18 protein-coding genes are annotated in these 17005 nt (G+C 41.9%); 11 read left to right on the top strand and 7 right to left on the bottom strand.

Going from position 1 to position 17005, the window contains the following annotated elements; translation table 11 throughout:
- Positions 1 to 130: 130 nt before the first annotated feature.
- A complete protein-coding gene (locus tag C505_RS0109545; RefSeq protein ID WP_018692384.1) occupies positions 131 to 781 on the top strand; it encodes a GntR family transcriptional regulator in 651 nt (216 codons plus the stop codon).
- Between the two features lie 709 nt (positions 782 to 1490).
- The gene (locus C505_RS21955; protein WP_018692385.1) at positions 1491 to 3752 is read left to right on the top strand and encodes a collagenase; all 2262 of its coding nucleotides are present in this window, start codon (positions 1491 to 1493) and stop codon (positions 3750 to 3752) included.
- 77 nt (positions 3753 to 3829) lie between these two features.
- On the opposite strand, the gene C505_RS0109555 is transcribed toward C505_RS21955, so the two are convergent.
- A complete protein-coding gene (locus tag C505_RS0109555) occupies positions 3830 to 5383 on the bottom strand; it encodes a methyl-accepting chemotaxis protein (RefSeq protein ID WP_018692386.1) in 1554 nt (517 codons plus the stop codon).
- 415 nt (positions 5384 to 5798) lie between these two features.
- Here C505_RS0109555 and C505_RS24655 point away from each other — a divergent pair, with 415 nt between their 5' ends.
- Positions 5799 to 6659 (top strand): hypothetical protein, encoded by an 861-nt coding sequence (locus C505_RS24655; protein WP_211215069.1) that lies wholly within the window; start codon positions 5799 to 5801, stop codon positions 6657 to 6659.
- Between the two features lie 536 nt (positions 6660 to 7195).
- Positions 7196 to 7549 carry a hypothetical protein gene (locus C505_RS0109575; RefSeq protein WP_018692390.1) on the top strand — a complete coding sequence of 118 codons (354 nt, stop codon included), beginning with the start codon at positions 7196 to 7198 and terminating at the stop codon, positions 7547 to 7549.
- Between the two features lie 129 nt (positions 7550 to 7678).
- Here the strand turns inward: C505_RS0109575 and C505_RS0109580 are convergent, their stop codons facing one another.
- Positions 7679 to 7924, bottom strand: coding sequence for a hypothetical protein (locus C505_RS0109580; RefSeq protein ID WP_018692391.1), 246 nt, complete (start codon positions 7922 to 7924; stop codon positions 7679 to 7681).
- 124 nt (positions 7925 to 8048) lie between these two features.
- Positions 8049 to 8618, bottom strand: coding sequence for an elongation factor P (gene efp, locus C505_RS0109585; RefSeq protein WP_026317861.1), 570 nt, complete (start codon positions 8616 to 8618; stop codon positions 8049 to 8051).
- 46 nt (positions 8619 to 8664) lie between these two features.
- On the opposite strand from efp, the gene epmB reads away from it, so the two are divergent.
- A complete protein-coding gene (epmB, locus tag C505_RS0109590; RefSeq protein WP_018692393.1) occupies positions 8665 to 9669 on the top strand; it encodes an EF-P beta-lysylation protein EpmB in 1005 nt (334 codons plus the stop codon).
- Between the two features lie 7 nt (positions 9670 to 9676).
- On the opposite strand, the gene C505_RS0109595 is transcribed toward epmB, so the two are convergent.
- Complete coding sequence (locus C505_RS0109595; RefSeq protein ID WP_026317862.1) at positions 9677 to 9871, bottom strand: hypothetical protein; 195 nt, start codon at positions 9869 to 9871, stop codon at positions 9677 to 9679.
- A gap of 166 nt (positions 9872 to 10037) precedes the next feature.
- On the opposite strand from C505_RS0109595, the gene C505_RS0109600 reads away from it, so the two are divergent.
- On the top strand, positions 10038 to 10343 hold the full coding sequence (locus tag C505_RS0109600; protein WP_018692395.1) for a hypothetical protein: 306 nt from the start codon (positions 10038 to 10040) through the stop codon (positions 10341 to 10343).
- 146 nt (positions 10344 to 10489) lie between these two features.
- The gene (locus C505_RS0109605; protein WP_018692396.1) at positions 10490 to 10759 is read left to right on the top strand and encodes an RNA recognition motif domain-containing protein; all 270 of its coding nucleotides are present in this window, start codon (positions 10490 to 10492) and stop codon (positions 10757 to 10759) included.
- A gap of 144 nt (positions 10760 to 10903) precedes the next feature.
- Here the strand turns inward: C505_RS0109605 and C505_RS0109610 are convergent, their stop codons facing one another.
- The 3 genes from C505_RS0109610 to tolC all read right to left on the bottom strand — a co-directional run bounded on the left by C505_RS0109610 (position 10904) and on the right by tolC (position 14358).
- Positions 10904 to 11704, bottom strand: a complete 801-nt coding sequence (locus C505_RS0109610; RefSeq protein WP_018692397.1) for a glycosyltransferase family 25 protein — start codon at positions 11702 to 11704, stop codon at positions 10904 to 10906.
- Between the two features lie 287 nt (positions 11705 to 11991).
- Complete coding sequence (gene lpxL / locus C505_RS0109615; RefSeq protein WP_026317863.1) at positions 11992 to 12912, bottom strand: LpxL/LpxP family Kdo(2)-lipid IV(A) lauroyl/palmitoleoyl acyltransferase; 921 nt, start codon at positions 12910 to 12912, stop codon at positions 11992 to 11994.
- 138 nt (positions 12913 to 13050) lie between these two features.
- On the bottom strand, positions 13051 to 14358 hold the full coding sequence (tolC, locus tag C505_RS0109620) for an outer membrane channel protein TolC (protein WP_018692399.1): 1308 nt from the start codon (positions 14356 to 14358) through the stop codon (positions 13051 to 13053).
- 178 nt (positions 14359 to 14536) lie between these two features.
- On the opposite strand from tolC, the gene C505_RS0109625 reads away from it, so the two are divergent.
- From C505_RS0109625 to C505_RS0109640, 4 genes are read left to right on the top strand one after another with little or no spacing between them, the layout of a single operon-like run.
- Positions 14537 to 15163 (top strand): NUDIX domain-containing protein, encoded by a 627-nt coding sequence (locus C505_RS0109625; RefSeq protein ID WP_026317864.1) that lies wholly within the window; start codon positions 14537 to 14539, stop codon positions 15161 to 15163.
- 17 nt (positions 15164 to 15180) lie between these two features.
- Positions 15181 to 15624 carry a DUF1249 domain-containing protein gene (locus C505_RS0109630; RefSeq protein WP_018692401.1) on the top strand — a complete coding sequence of 148 codons (444 nt, stop codon included), beginning with the start codon at positions 15181 to 15183 and terminating at the stop codon, positions 15622 to 15624.
- A gap of 22 nt (positions 15625 to 15646) precedes the next feature.
- Positions 15647 to 16459, top strand: coding sequence for a metallophosphoesterase (locus C505_RS21960; RefSeq protein ID WP_018692402.1), 813 nt, complete (start codon positions 15647 to 15649; stop codon positions 16457 to 16459).
- Positions 16414 to 17004 carry a YqiA/YcfP family alpha/beta fold hydrolase gene (locus C505_RS0109640; RefSeq protein ID WP_018692403.1) on the top strand — a complete coding sequence of 197 codons (591 nt, stop codon included), beginning with the start codon at positions 16414 to 16416 and terminating at the stop codon, positions 17002 to 17004. Before C505_RS21960 ends, C505_RS0109640 begins: the two co-directional genes overlap by 46 nt.
- Position 17005 lies beyond the last annotated feature (1 nt).

Raw genomic sequence — 17005 nt, forward strand, 5'->3', positions numbered from 1 at the left:
ATGATAAGGTGACAAAGCGTCTCATAAAAATCAGAATAAAGATAGATACATTCAAAACAAAATACTGGTTTGATTCCTGATTATCAGCAAAATAGATGGTATGGGCTTTTAAAACCATGATGGGGAAATAATGCCGGAAAAAAAAGCTGCGACAAGAACCCAATTTGCCCTTGAGAAAATCAGGGAAATGATACTTACAGGTGAGGTGGATGCGGGTGAGCCGCTTCGGCAAGCGACGCTCGCTGAGCAACTTCAAGTTAGTAGAATCCCTATTCGGGAGGCACTGTTACAGCTTGAAACAGAAGGTCTGGTTAAGTTCGAACCCCATAAAGGGGCGGTGGCAACCCCATTATCCATTGATACGATAACTGAACTATTTGATTTAAGAGCAATTCTAGAGCCTGAGTTATTTGCTCGTTCTATTCCACATTTAACAGATGACGACCTGCGACGTGCTTCTTCTATCCTACAAGAGCTGGATAGTGCGATTGCATTAAAGAAAGAGATCACTCAAATCAGTGACCTGAATCGAGAGTTTCATATGAGCTTGTATCAAGCTGCAAATTGGTCACACACTTTCGAAATTGTTCATTCACTCAACCTGCATTGTGACCGATATGTACGAATGCATTTGGTATTGGCGGGCGGTATTGAAAAATCAGGGCCTGAGCATGCAATGCTGATCCATTATACCGCGAAGCATCAGGTTGATCTTGCTGTGCTCTTGCTGAAACAACATATTTTAAAGGCAAAAAGTGAAGTCATAGCTTTATTAGCTTAGCGATGCATTATTCACATCCGAGATATCAAGAATACCCAAAGAGTGAGTATGAGAGATCTGTTGATATTTCATCGGTAACCACATTGATTTATAAAAACCTAGTTTTTTGGTCTTTCCATCATTCAATACAACGTCTGCGACAAAAAAAACGAGCGTGAATTTTTAGTCATTATTTTTGTCTGTTTATTCTCACGTTGGTTCGTTTATCGCTTATCTAATCCTTTATCAGCCTTATTTGTGACTCTTGCTCCTCAAGAGAATCAATCACTCTTTAATACTCAACTGTGTCACCTGATATTAAAAAAGTAAATTGATAACAGCTTGATCTGAAATGAAGATTTTCAGTCTGTGTATTTGCAAACTAACCCTATTGACATATGTACCTATTTAATTACTGAAATAGTATTAATAAATGAAAGAATATAGTTTTCTTTTTCTAATCTAGGTACGACCTTAATTGCATGCAATGTTTCTGTCTTGTTAACGGGGTGAATTTTTCAAAATTTAACTTACCTGCATTTACACACTTTTACATTGTTGAAATATAAGTGTTTATGAAAATTATAGAGCAAATATGTTAATTTTTTAACAGGTAATTGTTTATATTGTTTTCATTAAATGTATACAATTTTGTTGTCATTGATCAAAAATAGTGCTAAAAAATAATGGTACTTAGGTAGTAGGTAAATTTGAACATGGGAGCTACTCAATGAGAACGTTAAAATTAAGTGTGTTAACAATCACACTTCTCTCCGCTAATGCTTATGCAGAAATCGGAAAGGCAAAGCATGATCATGCGCCTGTCAAACCGATGGAAAAAACTATGGCGCATGCACTTGAAAAACACAGTACTATGCAGCTGAATCGTGCAAGTCGTGGTACACCAAAACTTGCTGAATGCTCAGTCAATGACTTCTTGAACAAATCTGGTCGCCAGCTTGTTTCATTACTTAAGTCTGTTGAACCAACGTGTACATATGATTTATTTGGTTTAGATGCGACCCAAGGTCGTCAGATGTTTACTGAAGCAAATATGAAAGTGGTTGCTGACGAAGTCGCAGCTCTTGCAAGCCGTTATTCAGATAGAGATACGCAAGGAATGGAGCAATTGGTTCTATTCTTAAGAGCGGGTTATTATACTCAATATTCATATCCAGATGCGATTGGTGATTATTCTAGTGCCCTTGAGCAATCTGTTCGTACAGGTCTAAATCGTTTTTTCCAAAATGGCAATGCCTACACGGTGAGCGATGAGAACGGTAAAGTCCTCCGTGAAATCGTGACTTTGATTGATAGCTCTGAGTTGAATGCTGAGTTTATTTGGGTCGTGAAGCGCCTTCTTTCTGGCTACGATAGAACATACAAAGATTCATATTATATGAATGTTGCGGTAAATAACGGTTTTACCGTTTTATTCCGTGGTCATAACAACCCTGACTTTGTACAGCGTGTCAAAAACGACAAAACGATTTTGGGTGAACTTTTTAGTTTCTACCAAAACCATCAGAATTTGCTTGGTACGGACAATCAGTATGTTTTAGAAAACAGTGTCCGTGAGCTTGGCCGTTTCCTGCAACATAGCTCATTGAAAGAAGGTGTTGGTAAATCTTTAAAAGAAATCCTTCGTGAGACTTCTTTAGAAGGTGATAACGCTGCATTATGGTTGATCGCAGGAAGCATGGTTGATGAGTATGACCAAGCAAACTGTAAAGAATACGGTGTGTGTAACTTTACCAAAACGGTAGAACAAAAAGCACTTCCACAGAAGCATACTTGTTCTCCGACATTAAAAATGCGCTCACAACACCTTTTCTCAGATCAAAACGATTGGGCATGTGAACAGCTTGCAGATCAAGAAGCATACTTTCACCAAGTGCTTGGCACTGGGAAGCAACCTGTTGCAAATGATGAGAACAAAGATCTAGAGCTTGTAATCTTCGATAGTAGCAAAGACTACCAAACTTTCTCGGGTATGTTGTTTGGTAACGATACAAACAACGGTGGTATGTACTTAGAAGGCAATCCAGCAGATCCAAATAATCAAGCTCGTTTTATTGCTTATGAAGCGGATTGGATGCGTCCTGATTTCGCAATTTGGAACTTACGCCATGAGTATGTTCACTACTTAGATGGCCGTTTCAATATGGCGGGTGACTTTGGTCGTGCCATGACTCAAAAAACAGTGTGGTGGACAGAAGGTCTTGCTGAATACATCGCAAATCGTGATGACAATGAAGACGCGGTTGCACTTGCGAAAGTGAAGAAAATACCGCTCAGCACAATTTTCAACAATGACTACAACAGTGGTACTGAACGTATTTATCGCTGGGGTTACCTTGCTGTGCGATTCATGTTTGAGCGTCACCGTAATGACATCAATCAAATTGTAACGATGTTCCGTCAGGACAAGTACGAAGAGTATGCAGATTACATGCGTTCAATTGGTACACGATATGACGTCGAGTGGTCAGCGTGGTTGGAGAGTGTCCAGAGCATTGATAACGGTTTGGATGAGCACGGTCCACAGGATGGTACTGGTAATCCGTCTGAGCCAACAGACCCGACGGATCCAACTGACCCAACAGATCCAACAGATCCAACAGATCCGACTGACCCGACAGATCCAACTGAACCAGGTCCGACAGATCCAACAACACCAATGGATCCAGTGTTGGTTAATGACCAATGGCGTAGCGGTTTAACCAGTGATGGTAAAATGTACTTTTACATCTTTGTCCCGCAAGGTAGCAGTGCTGTGTACTTTGACCTTTGGGGTGGAGAAGGAGATGCGGATATCTATGTAAGTCCAGATAACTGGCCATCAGAGCACAGCTATGAGAAGTCATCGACTTACTATGGTAACTCAGATTCTATTCAAATCTATGGTGATGTAGGGAATCGCTATTATCATGTGATGATCAAAGCAAAAGAAGCATTCAAGGATGTTTCGATTCGAGCATCATTCAGATAATTGTGAAACCAATTGTACTAAAGGCTCCTTTCGGAGCCTTTTTTATGATGTTGTCATGCGTAGTGTGAACCACTGGCCTATTCTCTTAGGGCAAACGTTTGGCTGAGTGAAGAAATCTTTGTCGATTGTTCTTTGAGAGCATTTGCTCGCTCTGCAACAGAATTGGCCTGCTCTAGATTTCCCTCAGCAATTTCTTTGATTTGCATGATGTTGTTACTAATTTCATTCGTTGCATAACCTTGTTCTTCCGCAGAGGATGAAATCATTAAAGAGAGATTGGAAATCTCGTTAACCATTTGGACCAACTCTTCAATTTGAGAACGGCTATATTCTGCTTCCTCTGCACAGGATTCGGTCTGAGTTTTGTTATTTTGCATCAGCTCTGACCAAGAAAGCAGTGTACTTTGGATATCCTGAATGGATGCTTGTATTTGTTCGGTGGCTTTATGTGTTCTTGAGGATAATGCGCGGACTTCATCAGCGACAACAGCAAACCCACGACCATGCTCACCCGCTCGAGCAGCTTCTATCGCAGCATTCAGTGCTAATAGGTTCGTTTGATCGGCGATACCTTGGATCTCCGTCATAATGTCACCGATTTTTTCTGCTTCCTCAGCAAGTTTATCCGCAGAAGCGGCAGCCCGCTCCACTTCTTCAGTGAGAGACATCACCGTGGTTGTCGTTGTTTCCATTGCTGACATTGCCTGTTGACATTTATTACTTGCATCTGCAACTTTTTCATTGGTTGAAATACTACTATGGGCAATATTGGAAACTGCATGGCTCATCTGTTCAATGGACGATGAAATCTGGATCAATTCATGATGTTCTTGTTCAACGCCAGTTTGTGTTTGAATTGCAGAAGATTCTAGAGCATCTGAGATACTTGATAGTTGCGCTGTTGAATCTTTTGTTCGCCCAAGCACAGTATTAAGCCTTGCTTGTAATAACCCTTGATGAAAGTCGATAAAGCTTGTTGCGGGTGTATTCGTATAAATATGCCGAGAAACACTATCATATCTCGCTGCCATGCGCTGAATTTTGAACGGAAGGATGAATAACTCTTGGGAAAATAGAGCAACCAACGCTGCAATAGCGATCAATGACAATACACCTGCATTCCATCCGGGAAAAAATACAGGGCTTAAAAAAAGTAACAATAAAGGAAGAAGGCTAAGGCTATATTTAGCCTTTAGAGACAGTGCGAAACGGTCAATTTTCTTTCCCTGATTTAATTGTGCATACAGTTTTTTTGCGCGTTCTAAATGTTCGGGCTGAGGTCTGATGCGAACAGATTGATAACCAGTCACGGTGTTTCCTTGGTAGAGTGGTGTGACATATGCATCAACCCAATAAAATCTTCCGTCTTTACATCGATTCTTCACAATACCACGCCAAGACTGCTTTAACTTGAGTTTGTCCCAAAGTTCTTGAAATGCAGCTCTCGGCATATCTGGATGACGAACAATATTATGATTCTTACCGACAAGTTCTTCTTCGGTAAAGCCGGCAACTTCACAAAAGCTTTCATTTGCATAGGTGATGACGCCACGTAAGTCTGTCGTTGAAACAAGCTGAATTTCTGCTGGGAAGCGGACTTCTTCGTCAATGACGTGTTGATTTCTGCGCATCAGTTGGGAGTCCCTGAATAAAAAATAGAATCAAAGAGTTAATTATATCACTATCAAGTCCCTTAATAGGAAATTCATCTCAATTTCATTGATCTACCTTAGAGGTGACCAAAAAAATCCTGAACATTATTTTGAATATAATATAGGAACTCTTTTTTTGATTCCTTTTTCATCAGTGCCATACTTTGTAAAGGAAAAATTTCATTCAATGTATTGAATTGTTGAATTGACACGATTATGGTCATTGTGAGAGACATACAGAAAGTGTGCTTGATTGAGAATCACGCAAGCTTTTTATTCTCTGTTGGAATAAATATAGAATAAATATCTATGTTAATTATTTTTGCAAATGATGAAACCTTTTTGCAACATCGGTATAATGCCCGGTGGAGCCGTAAGTATATGGGGTATTGAAGTGCGACTAATTTCATTGGCAACATTGTTTGTAACAAGTTTATCATTCCATGCTGCTGCAGATTCACAGTTTTTCTTTTCCAGTGAGTATGGAGATCAGATTGGTGCTGGTCGAACGGTAGAGTATGAAAAAAACTCGATGTCGATCACGATCAAAAGAAAACACCATAACAGTATTGAAATCACAATCTCAGGGACGCAAGATGCGACTTCCAGGCCAGATTACTGGACGTTAAATGTTGCGCCGCCCAAAGGTGAGCAATTATCAGAGGGAGAGTTTCAAGGCGCTGAACGTTTTCCTTTTCATCATGCTGGGAAACCAGGTTTGCACTTTTCTGGGAATGGGCAAACCTGTAAGCGAATTGATGGCGCTTATAAAATCCTTCAGTTGAAGTATGATGGTTCAAATAAAGTGTCTAGCTTGGCGATTAATTTTGAACAGTATTGTGAGCGTGCAAAGCCAAAACTCATTGGATACCTTCGCTTTAATTCCGAAGTGCCGCTATTAGCAACTCAGTGGCCACCAAAACCGAAGCCAAAACCAAAGCCGAAGCCTAAACCACCTGAACCGAAGCCAGAGCCAGTGATTGAGGAAGAGCCTGTAGAGGTTGCTGCTGATTTACCAGCTGATTTACCAGCTGAGCCGATCCCTGAGCCGAGCTTTGAACAAGAGCCTGAAAAGCCTGCTGAGTTGAAAGTTAAATCGATTTCACCAACGAAAGCATGGTGTATGAACTCAGATAAAGGTTTAGCAGTGCCATTAAAGCTCCCATTACCAGCAGACTTGGATTGTCAGGGGGCTGGATTGGAAGCATCTCCGGGCGATCAAGTACAAATCGTGATCCAGGGAACGGTTCAATAACTGAAACTTCATGAAGCTATTTGAAAGCAGCATTCGCTGCTTTCATCTATTTACGGTTGTGCATAAGCAAGACCCCAGCTTTTTCTTCGGATGAGAAGTGCTCAAACTTGCACCCTATACTCATCATCAGTGCGATGAAAAAAGAAAACCCATACTTTGAAACACCTCTTCGATATCGTCTTTCATTGGTGGAATGACCAAGCGACTCAATCCAGCACGAAATGTTCCAAATTCCATTGGATTCAATGGTAACGGCGTGATGATTTGAATGGAAGGACTCTGAAGCGTTCGTTCTTATCACTGTTTAGTCGTAGAACTGTCTACTTTTCCTTACTCTTTACAGTTGAATTTTTAATCGCTGGATCCCACTGTTCGTAAATTTCGTATTTTAGTGTGATTCGAGAGTCCGACAAAAACTTTAAATTAGATCACGAAGCTTAGATGTTGTGTGGCACGAAGTTCATCTGAGCTTGTGTTACAGAACGAACTCTCAATCGTTCTGTCTGTGTAGATATTCCTATGAAAGGTTGTGAATAATGAAAAAGTCTATTGCCCTACTTACTACGGTCATTGCTGCGCTTTCAACAACAGTCTCAGCAGATGAAAATCGCTACTATGAACCTGCAACATTATACGGTGGTGTGACCATTGATGCTGAAGGTGTATTACATGCTAAAGCATTATATGCATGTGTACAGCCAAGTATTGTAAGTATCGAAGCAAACTCAAAGCCAGCGAAGGTTTTCATTAAAAAAACTGGGATTGACTGTAGAATGGTGCCTTGGGTACAAGAGTTTTCGATTAATCTGAAAGAAGAGCTGCAAAAGAAACACTATTATGGCAGTGAGATTGTCATTGGGAATACAATTTCAATGAAAGAACAGCGATAAAGCAGTTCGTTCATTGCCCCTATGAAAAAGGTGAGTCAACCTCCTGATGTGGCAGTGGCAGGAAAATGACAAGGAAATGATGCGAGAGACGAGGCCCTACGGGGCTTCTATCCTCTGTGTTGTCATAAACTAGTCAATTTTGACGTGCTCTTCATTTGCTCTTAAGACTGGATCCCGTGTGACGAACTCATGGAGTCCCCATCCTTTATCTGCGTAGCTCAGCATTTCCTGAACCTTCGCGTCTCCAATTGCTGCTTTTGCGTATCGATACATTCTGCCACGGTTAAATAAGAGGATAATCTCTGTGTCTGTATCACAATATCCAAGAATATTCTTACATTTGTTCTTTTGACCGTAGGGTTGAAATTCGTACATCAAGATACCTCGCTCTATGCAAGGAGTATAAATGAAATAGAGAAAAAAGGAGTAGAAAAAGGGAGAAGAGAATGAAGATAATTTAGAAGATAAGGAAGCATGCAAACATGCTTCCAAAGCCAGATTACTTCTGTGCGCGAGAGACGTACTCACCAGAGCGAGTATCGACCTTAATCACTTCGCCAATCTGGATGAACAATGGAACACGAACAACGGCACCTGTAGACAACGTCGCAGGCTTACCGCCTGTGCCGGCAGTATCGCCTTTTAGACCAGGATCAGTCTCTGTCACTTCCAGTTCAACAAAGTTTGGTGGTGTGACAGCAATTGGAGAACCATTCCATAAGGTCAACGTACAACTATTATTCTCGACCAGCCATTTCTGGTTCTCACCAACCGCTTTTGCATCTGCTGCGATTTGTTCGAAGGTTTCATTGTTCATGAAATGCCAGAATTCGCCGTCTGTGTACAAATAATCCAAATCTGTATCCATCACGTCAGCACCTTCGACTGAATCACCAGATTTATAAGTTTTTTCAAGGACTTTGCCAGAGATCAATTTACGGATCTTCACGCGGTTGAACGCTTGTCCCTTTCCTGGTTTTACAAATTCGTTCTCAATAATGTTGCAAGGCTCGCCATCAACCATTATTTTAAGGCCCGCCTTAAACTCATTTGTACTGTAATTAGGCATCACAACCTCTTTAAAATCTAAAACTGAAGTATTGAAAATGGTGGTAATGATACACGACAACGCGCTGAGTGTGCAGCAAGAATGGCAAAAAGATCTGGCTCAAGCCGTCACTCGACCTGAAGATTTGTTTGAGTTGCTTGATTTATCAACAGAAAATGCACAGCAGGATTTTGAAGCAAGAAAATTGTTTCCTATGCGTGTTCCGAGACCATTCATCCAAAAAATGCGTCCAGGGGACAGGCTTGACCCGCTGTTATTGCAGGTTTTACCAGTACAGTCGGAGTTTCTTGACCCTGCTGGATATAGCCATGATCCGCTTGAAGAACAGGATGCAGCATTACCTGGGATGTTGCATAAGTACAAAACGAGGATTTTGGTGATTTTTAAAGGGGGTTGTGCAGTCAATTGTCGTTACTGCTTTCGTCGTCATTTCCCATACGATGAAAACCATATTAATCGCGCCTCATTAATGCCAATTCTGACGTATATCCAAGCACACTCAGAAATTAATGAAGTGATCTTAAGCGGTGGTGATCCGCTGATGGCGAAAGATAACCAAATCGCCTGGTTTTTGGCTGAACTTGAAAAGATTGAGCACGTGAGACGGCTTCGAATTCACACTCGGCTACCTGTTGTGATCCCAGCTAGGTTAACAACATCGCTTGCCAATTTACTGCAACAATCTCACCTGGATGTTGTGATGGTCCTCCATGTGAATCACGGGAATGAAATTGATGATTTGTTAGCTCAAGGTGTGCAACGTTTAAAACAGGCTGGCGTCTATGTACTCAATCAAGCTGTACTGCTTAAAGGAATTAATGATAGCCCTGTGGTGCAGATAACACTGAGTGAAAAGCTCTTTTCAGCAGGAATATTACCTTATTACTTACATGTCTTAGACAAAGTGAAAGGGGCTGCACATTTTGATGTGACAGAAGAGCATGCGAAAAAACTGATGCGGGAAGTGATAAAAGGCTTACCTGGCTTCCTGGTTCCCAAGCTTGTAAGAGAGATTGGGGGAGAGCCAAGTAAAACCCCGATTCACTATTAATACATCCTTAAACAACAATATTGATATTGCTGCCGATGGCTAAATCGCCAGAAGTTGAAGGTGCCGGTACACTTTGCAATAGCTGCAAAGCGGCTTGCCCTTCAGCTTCTTGTTGGCTTTTTGCCAGTTTTGCTGAGATGGCTTCCATATCCGTCCCAGTACTAGCAGAAACCGATCCTGGTGACGCGGGTGATATGCTCATACTTCCTCCCCTGACTCGGATGATTGCCATGTTACACGCGACAGAGAAAGAATAGCTGACCATACCTGGTTAATTTCTTGTCGTGTTGTGTGTGATAAATGCGTAAAATACGCAATATCGTTATCGGAATTGAATTCCTTTTCTTTAAGAACTTATTCGTATATTTATGAACGCTATTATTTCAAATCTTGAGGCAACTTTGAAAGATGCCTACAGAAAAGCAGTGGATGCAGATACAAAATTAGAGCAATTACAACGGAGTGGCATGGGAAAGTTTTCGACGATTTTTGCAACAGATTCGGGCTTTCAGCAAGAGAAAAACAGATTTATGCCTTATGTTGAAGAGCTAGCTGCCGATATTCTAGCACTAAAATCTGAAGATGAATCTGTACAACAAGCGAAACTTCCTCTACTACTTAAGAAACTGGAACTCATGTTTTCGACATTGCACCGTTTTAAAACATCGCTTTAAAAATTTGATGTGAGAACGGTGTTGTTGATTGAGGTCAGTTTAGATATCCATAGTATGGATTAAGTGCTGAATCGCTACCGATCAATTTGTGTGTTTGATTTTTCGATAGTGAAAGTCTGGGCAACACACAATGACGAGTATGTGGTATGAATATCTATGTGGGCAACCTGCCTTATTCTGTGACGGAAGATGAACTGAGATCTATGTTTACACAACATGGAGAAGTGATCCGAGCAACGATTATTATTGATAAATTTTCAGGACAATCGAAAGGATTCGGCTTCGTAGAAATGTCCGATGGTGCACAGGCTGAGTCTGCTATTGCGGCGCTCAATGAAAGTGAAGTTAAGGGCCGCAATATTAAGGTAAATCCAGCGAAGCCTCGTGAAGAGCGGCCAAGAAGAAATCGCTTTTAGCGGTTAGTCGCTCGTTAAAGCATCATCAAGCGTTGATGTGGATATAATACGCAGTTTGATGAAGTGATAATCCATGATCAAACATGAGAGCCGACGCTTTTCGTCTTCAGAAAAGTGATATGGCTCGCATGTAGATTTCGTCAATTAACGGCTTTTACGCATCGACTTGAGGTAATTGGATATGCCGTAACGCAGGCATAACTCCATCGTTTGATTGAATGAAAACCAGATATGGTAACGATATTTGGCGGCATAAACTTTGATTTTATCTTTTCGAGGTAGTCGCTTGTAGTTATCCCTGTCACCAATGATTGAAGGCACCTCTTCATGGGTTCTCTGACGGAACAGATTCGGGTGCAATGAGTAGATTTTCAGGTCATTTTCCCAGATCCGTTTCATGATAAAGTCAGTTGGTGTATCCAATTGTTCAGACATCGCGAGTAATTTTTTGGCACCTGATAAGGAAATGAGGGAAGCCGTTGCATCAATGGGTTGTGGCACACAGTGATGGAGAGAGTAACCTTGATCAAGCGAAATGGAATAAATCCTCTTTTGATGGCATCTGGATAGCTTGATGACATCCCATTCAACATCACTTTGTATCACTGTTTCGATTGCGGGAATGACGAGATCAGGCGTTGCTTCAAGAGCGAGATCATCTTCGAAAACGAGTGCGTAAGGTAAGTTTTCATCAACAATCGTTTGCCAACACAGGCGATGGCTTTTTAGACAACATATTTCGTTTTTCGTCAGGTGACGAAACCACTTTTTAGAAGAGCGGGCTTGCTCAATCAGCGTCTGGTATTCTTCATCAGACATCTGGCTTCCATCAACAGCAGAAACTCGTTTAAACGAGATCCCGGACTGAGATAGAACCTCAGTTGCAAATGTTAATCGTTCAGGGCTTCGATCTAAATTTATTAATAATGCGTTTGGTAATGCCATGTATGATGGATCCACTCAGTATTTGGAAACCGCTAACAGATAAACTGATTTTTCACCGCAATAAGCGGTAGCACTCTACAAAAATATGTTTCTGAATAATTTTACGGTTGTGCAGTGTTACGCTCATTATTTATATTCTGGACTCTATCTATTTGGGGCCATCTCCTGCTTTGGACAGGTTTTCAGCAGGTAAATAGAAGATAATATGGCGCTCAGCGAGCTAGGCTTCACAACACTGAGACACTATATCAAATAAAGCAGGTTCTTGAATAGGGAGGTGCTGTGGATTAATACAAGGATGACTGTCCCTTTGGCCGGGTTTTAAATCTTCTATGTACCCACATATATTGTTCTGGATGACGCATAACTGCTTGCTCAACCCAAGCATTGACGCGACGGACATCGTTAGCATCATCACCCGATGGAAAATTATCGAATGCTGGGAGTACTTCAATTTTATAGCCTTTTGCATTTGGCAAACGAGAGGTGAACACTGCAATTGTTTCACAGTTTCCTTCTTCTGCGAACATTAACGTTCCTGTCGTTGAGGCTGTTTCCTGTACGGCAAAGAAAGGCACAAACTGACAACGTCTAGGACCGTAATCCTGATCAGGTAGATAGAAGCAAACTTCTTTTTGGTTCAGTGCCTCGATGAGTCCTTTGACGTTAAACTTATCGAGCATGTATTTATTGCTTTTGGCACGGCCATGATATTGAAAGTACTCCATGAGGGGATTATCGTGCTGTCGATAAAAACCTACAGATGGAACTTTCAAGCCAAATACGCGGCAAGCGGCTTCTAAATGCAGTTGGTGAGATGCAAGCAAGAGAACCCCTTTTCCTTGCTCAAAAGCTCTCTCGATGTGTTCAAAGCCTTCATAGTGGGCCAGTCGCTTGACTCGCCAAGCAGGCCACCACCAGCCAATGGCAACTTCAAACATGGCAATGCCCATTTCTTCGAAATTTTGCTGAGTGAGTGTCGTGACTTCCTTTGGTGTTTTTTCTGGAAAACAAAGCTCAATATTTCGTTCAGCGATTTTTCTGCGAGATCCTAAAACTCGATAAAGTAACTTTCCGAGTAGTTGACCTAGACCAATCAATACTCTGTATGGAAGCCAGGAAATAAGGTACAGCAGGCAGATTAACAACCACATCGGCCAGAACTTTGGCCCTAGGAACCGAGACTCAAAATGGGGAGCTTTTTGCACAATTACTCACATCGCAGGAAAAAGGTGACGTATTGTAACGGATTGGTTGGCGATGAACTAGTGAAAATCAGGAGGTCGGAGGCCCAGTGAGTTCATCGAAAAAAGTAGAGAGGCAAAAGCCTCTCTACTCTTCATTGACTAACCAAGACTTTTATTGACGGCAGCGAGATCGGCTTCCGTTAAGTTACCGGCTGCGGCTTTGAGGCTCAAAATCGCTAGGATATAATTATAACGAGCTTCAGACAGCTGCTGCTTCGCTTGATACAGGCCAGTTGTTTGCTGTAGGACATCAACAATGGTCCGCGTACCGACTTCAAATCCGGCTTCTGTGGCTGTTAATGCACTTTGTGCTGAGATAACTGATTGCTCAAGCGCTTTGATGGTTGAAACAGAAGCTCGAACATTATTGAAGGAAGTTCGCGTACTCTTCATCACCTCACGGTAAGTTTGCTCCATTGATTCACTGGCAGAAACAAATCCAGCGCGCGCTGCATCAACACCTGCACTTGTTGCACCGCCAGAATAGATGGGGACTTTCAGTGAAAGTGTAATCGAATTATTTTCTTCATATCCTTTATCTGGGTTGAAAGCGGATTCAATTCTTGGATCATTATCGGCTTGGGCATGTCTGGCACTTAGCGATAAAGTCGGTAAATGACCCGAGCTTGATTTATCAATATTATTTTTGGCAATCTCAACGCTAACTTTTGCATTTGCGATTTGTATGCTGGTTTGTTTTGCTTTTTCTACCCATGCTTCAGACGTTGCTGGTGTCGGAAGATCAGAGCTAAATTTCGTAATATTCAACCCATCAATTTCTTTATGGTATGCGTTTGTGATTTCTCTTAAGCTTTCTCTTGCTGTTTCTAGATCATTTTCTTTCGAAATCTCATTTGCAACGGATTGGTCAAACTTTGCTTGTGCTTCGTGGACATCGGTAATTGCACTTAAACCAACCGCAAAACGCTCTTTCGTTTGTTGGAGTTGACGGTCAATTGCTTTTTTTTCCGCGACGACAAGCTGGAGGTTGTCTTGCGCTTTGAGAACATCGAAGTACGCTTGTGCAACACGAACAATCAAACTTTGAGAAGCAAGCTGGTAACCTAGCTCGCCTTGCGTGGCTTGTAATTCAGCTTCTTTGACTGACTGCCATGCTGCAAAATCAATAACTTTCTGGCTGAGCGTAATATCATAGTCTTTTCTTTGGCTGATGCCTGCTCCACTTGCATATCCTTTTGTGTAATTTGCATTTCCTTCAATATTTGGCAAGTAATTCGCAAAAGCGCCATCTGCGCTATATTGTGCACGATCTTTGTCTGCTGCCGCTTTCAGTAACTGAGGATCATTTTTTTGTGCAAGTTTGTAAATATCCATGAGATTGCCGGCAAAGACGGAGCCGGAAGCGAGCGCGAGTCCCATGAGCAATGGAAGTGTTTTTTTCTGCATTATTTGTCCTTTCACTACTTTTGCGAGAGCGTATTAGTCTAAGCGCTGTTCTCGCAAAAATGAATTGGTTATAAGTAAGTCTGGCAGCAATTTATGTAACAGAGTGTGTCATACAAGTGATTGAAAATCATTTCAAGCTTTGTATGATGGCATGACACAGTCCAACGGGTATATAGATATGAATAAATCCAAAGAGTTTCAACCCTCAAATGTGGATTTAAAGCAAACAACTGTTCTGCATGATGGTTTTTTAGCGGTAGAAAAACTTTCGCTGACCCATGATCGATTTGATGGCCAAACAACACCGCTCATTGAACGGGAGGTTTGCCTTCGTGGCGATGCTGTTGCTGTGATTGCGTATGATCCAGAAAAAGATGTTGTTGTGATGGTTGAACAATTTCGCCCTGGGGTATTTCGGCGGGGAGATGAACCCTGGTTGATTGAAATTGTTGCCGGTATGCGAGGTTCAGAAGAAGATGAGCTAGAAGTTGCGAACCGCGAATTAAAGGAAGAGACTGGTCTGGAAGCGTTGTCTATACATCGTGTGATGCATTATTTTACGTCTCCTGGTGGATGTGATGAGCGTCTCACCTTGTTTTTTGCAACAGTTGATGCTACCCAAGCAAGTCAATATGCGGGATTGGATGAAGAAGATGAAGATATTCGAATTCATGTACTACCCTATGATAAAGTAGTGGAAATGATGGCGGCGGGACAGCTCGATAATGCAACGTCGTTGATCGCGATTCAGTGGCTGATGCTCAACCGTCAGGATATCTTGTCAGGTCATCTTTCCTTTGAATAAGTAGTGGGCGATTTTATATGGTGACAGCAACGAAAGTCAGAAAAAAATATGTGCCGAATCTACCGGACTTTCATAGCGTCTGTGAGCATAACTATATGCGATTAATTCGTTTGCTCCCGAATGATCTTGAAGTTGGAAACTCTTTCACATTTCAAGTTTCAAAAGGGATGTCCTATCAAGTTGAAGTCACCGAAATCGGGAAGTACACAACAACCGTTGATATTACCCAAAGAGAACTACAGTGGCCGGAATATTTACGGCCTCATCTATATGTCCGTTTATACCATGACGCACGAATGGCTGAAGTATTGAAATCTCAGCGGATTGGGCAAATCAAACCAAGTTATACCTACCCAAATCCCAATATGCATCAACCGGACGAAAAATATCAAACCAATATGCTGCTGCGTGACTGGCTGACTATGGCAATGATGCGTGGTTGCAGTACAATGGTGGTTTAAATCTCACAGTAACTTTTTGTTTATGAACTCTTGGTTTTCACCAGCGTTTCAATGCGCAAGTGATCCGGCTTCTTTCACAATCATTCAGGTTTCAGATTTACATCTTTTTTCGGAACCAGGAATGCGCTATTTTGATGTCGATACACGTGTGCACTGGATGCAAGTGGTTGAATATTTGCAATCGATTCCGTTTGATATTTTACTCGTGACAGGTGATGTGACTCAGGATCATCTTTTGCCAAGTTATCAGTTTCTCGCTGAGTCTGTTCAAAGACTCTCACAACCTTGTTTTTGGTTACCCGGAAATCACGATGATATATCACAATTGTCAGCAACATTATCTTCTCTGCCTTGGTATTCACAGAAACAGATCCATTGGAAGCACTGGCAAATCTTATTACTGGATAGTAAAGGAGAGACACCAGCGGGTTGGCTTGATGAACTGCATTTGGAAGAACTTGAGCAGGCGTTAAAGGAGCACACAGGTTATTCAGCACTCTTTTGCCATCACCACCCTGTCGCACTCAATATTGCGCTAGATAAGCACCGTTTAGCGAATGGTGAACGGTTAATTGAGTTATCGACGCGCTACCCTCAGATTCAATTTTTGGCGCATGGGCATATTCATCAAGCTGAAGATTATCGAATAGACAGCTTGTCTATCCACTCAGCTCCTGCAACCAGTGTACAATTCTTACCTCACCCATCGCAATGGATACAAGAAAATCAAGGCCCAGGCTTGCGACGTTTTATTCTGCATGCTGATGGGCGTTATCAATCGGATTTTATATGGCTCAACAAACACAGATTATTCTCTACTTTCACGGATTCTTAAGCTCCCCGCAATCTGAAAAAGCACAGCAAATGATTCATTATTGTCACGAAATAGCTGGCGTTGAAGTGGTCGCGCCGCAACTGCCGGATGAAATGCGTGAGCTTCCTGCCTTTTTAGAACGATTGGTGAATCGCTACGAAGGTCGGATCCTTGGTATCATGGGGAGTTCTCTCGGTGGATACTATGCGACGTATGTGTCGCAAATGATTGCACGCCCCGCGGTATTGGTTAATCCTGCGGTTGCACCTTTTCGCTTGGTTGAGCAATATGATACACAGCATGTGAACCCATATACTTCCCATGCATTTACGCTTGATGAACGCGACTTAGCGGGATTGCATCAGCTTCACCTTGAAACACTGCCGACACCGGACAATATTTGGTTATTGCAACAAGAAGGTGATGAAGTTCTCGATTTTCGTGAAGCTGTGGCAAAATACCATGCTTGCAAACAAACGGTTGAGCCAGGCGGCAACCATCGGTTTGTTGGTTTTGAACGTTACCTGCCTGAGATCATGACATTTTTTTGGGATCGTGAAAGATAAA

The sequence above is a fragment of the Algicola sagamiensis DSM 14643 genome (assembly GCF_000374485.1).
In the GTDB taxonomy this organism is placed as follows: domain Bacteria; phylum Pseudomonadota; class Gammaproteobacteria; order Enterobacterales; family Alteromonadaceae; genus Algicola; species Algicola sagamiensis.

Coding starts and splice junctions, on each gene's coding strand:
- C505_RS0109545 (WP_018692384.1), top strand. CDS start 131: ATGCCGGAAAAAAAAGCTGCGACAAGAACCCAATTTGCCCTTGAGAAA.
- C505_RS21955 (WP_018692385.1), top strand. CDS start 1,491: ATGAGAACGTTAAAATTAAGTGTGTTAACAATCACACTTCTCTCCGCT.
- C505_RS0109555 (WP_018692386.1), bottom strand. CDS start 5,383: ATGCGCAGAAATCAACACGTCATTGACGAAGAAGTCCGCTTCCCAGCA.
- C505_RS0109575 (WP_018692390.1), top strand. CDS start 7,196: ATGAAAAAGTCTATTGCCCTACTTACTACGGTCATTGCTGCGCTTTCA.
- C505_RS0109580 (WP_018692391.1), bottom strand. CDS start 7,924: ATGTACGAATTTCAACCCTACGGTCAAAAGAACAAATGTAAGAATATT.
- efp (WP_026317861.1), bottom strand. CDS start 8,618: ATGCCTAATTACAGTACAAATGAGTTTAAGGCGGGCCTTAAAATAATG.
- epmB (WP_018692393.1), top strand. CDS start 8,665: ATGATACACGACAACGCGCTGAGTGTGCAGCAAGAATGGCAAAAAGAT.
- C505_RS0109595 (WP_026317862.1), bottom strand. CDS start 9,871: ATGAGCATATCACCCGCGTCACCAGGATCGGTTTCTGCTAGTACTGGG.
- C505_RS0109600 (WP_018692395.1), top strand. CDS start 10,038: ATGAACGCTATTATTTCAAATCTTGAGGCAACTTTGAAAGATGCCTAC.
- C505_RS0109605 (WP_018692396.1), top strand. CDS start 10,490: ATGAATATCTATGTGGGCAACCTGCCTTATTCTGTGACGGAAGATGAA.
- C505_RS0109610 (WP_018692397.1), bottom strand. CDS start 11,704: ATGGCATTACCAAACGCATTATTAATAAATTTAGATCGAAGCCCTGAA.
- tolC (WP_018692399.1), bottom strand. CDS start 14,358: ATGCAGAAAAAAACACTTCCATTGCTCATGGGACTCGCGCTCGCTTCC.
- C505_RS0109625 (WP_026317864.1), top strand. CDS start 14,537: ATGAATAAATCCAAAGAGTTTCAACCCTCAAATGTGGATTTAAAGCAA.
- C505_RS0109630 (WP_018692401.1), top strand. CDS start 15,181: ATGGTGACAGCAACGAAAGTCAGAAAAAAATATGTGCCGAATCTACCG.
- C505_RS21960 (WP_018692402.1), top strand. CDS start 15,647: ATGAACTCTTGGTTTTCACCAGCGTTTCAATGCGCAAGTGATCCGGCT.
- C505_RS0109640 (WP_018692403.1), top strand. CDS start 16,414: ATGGCTCAACAAACACAGATTATTCTCTACTTTCACGGATTCTTAAGC.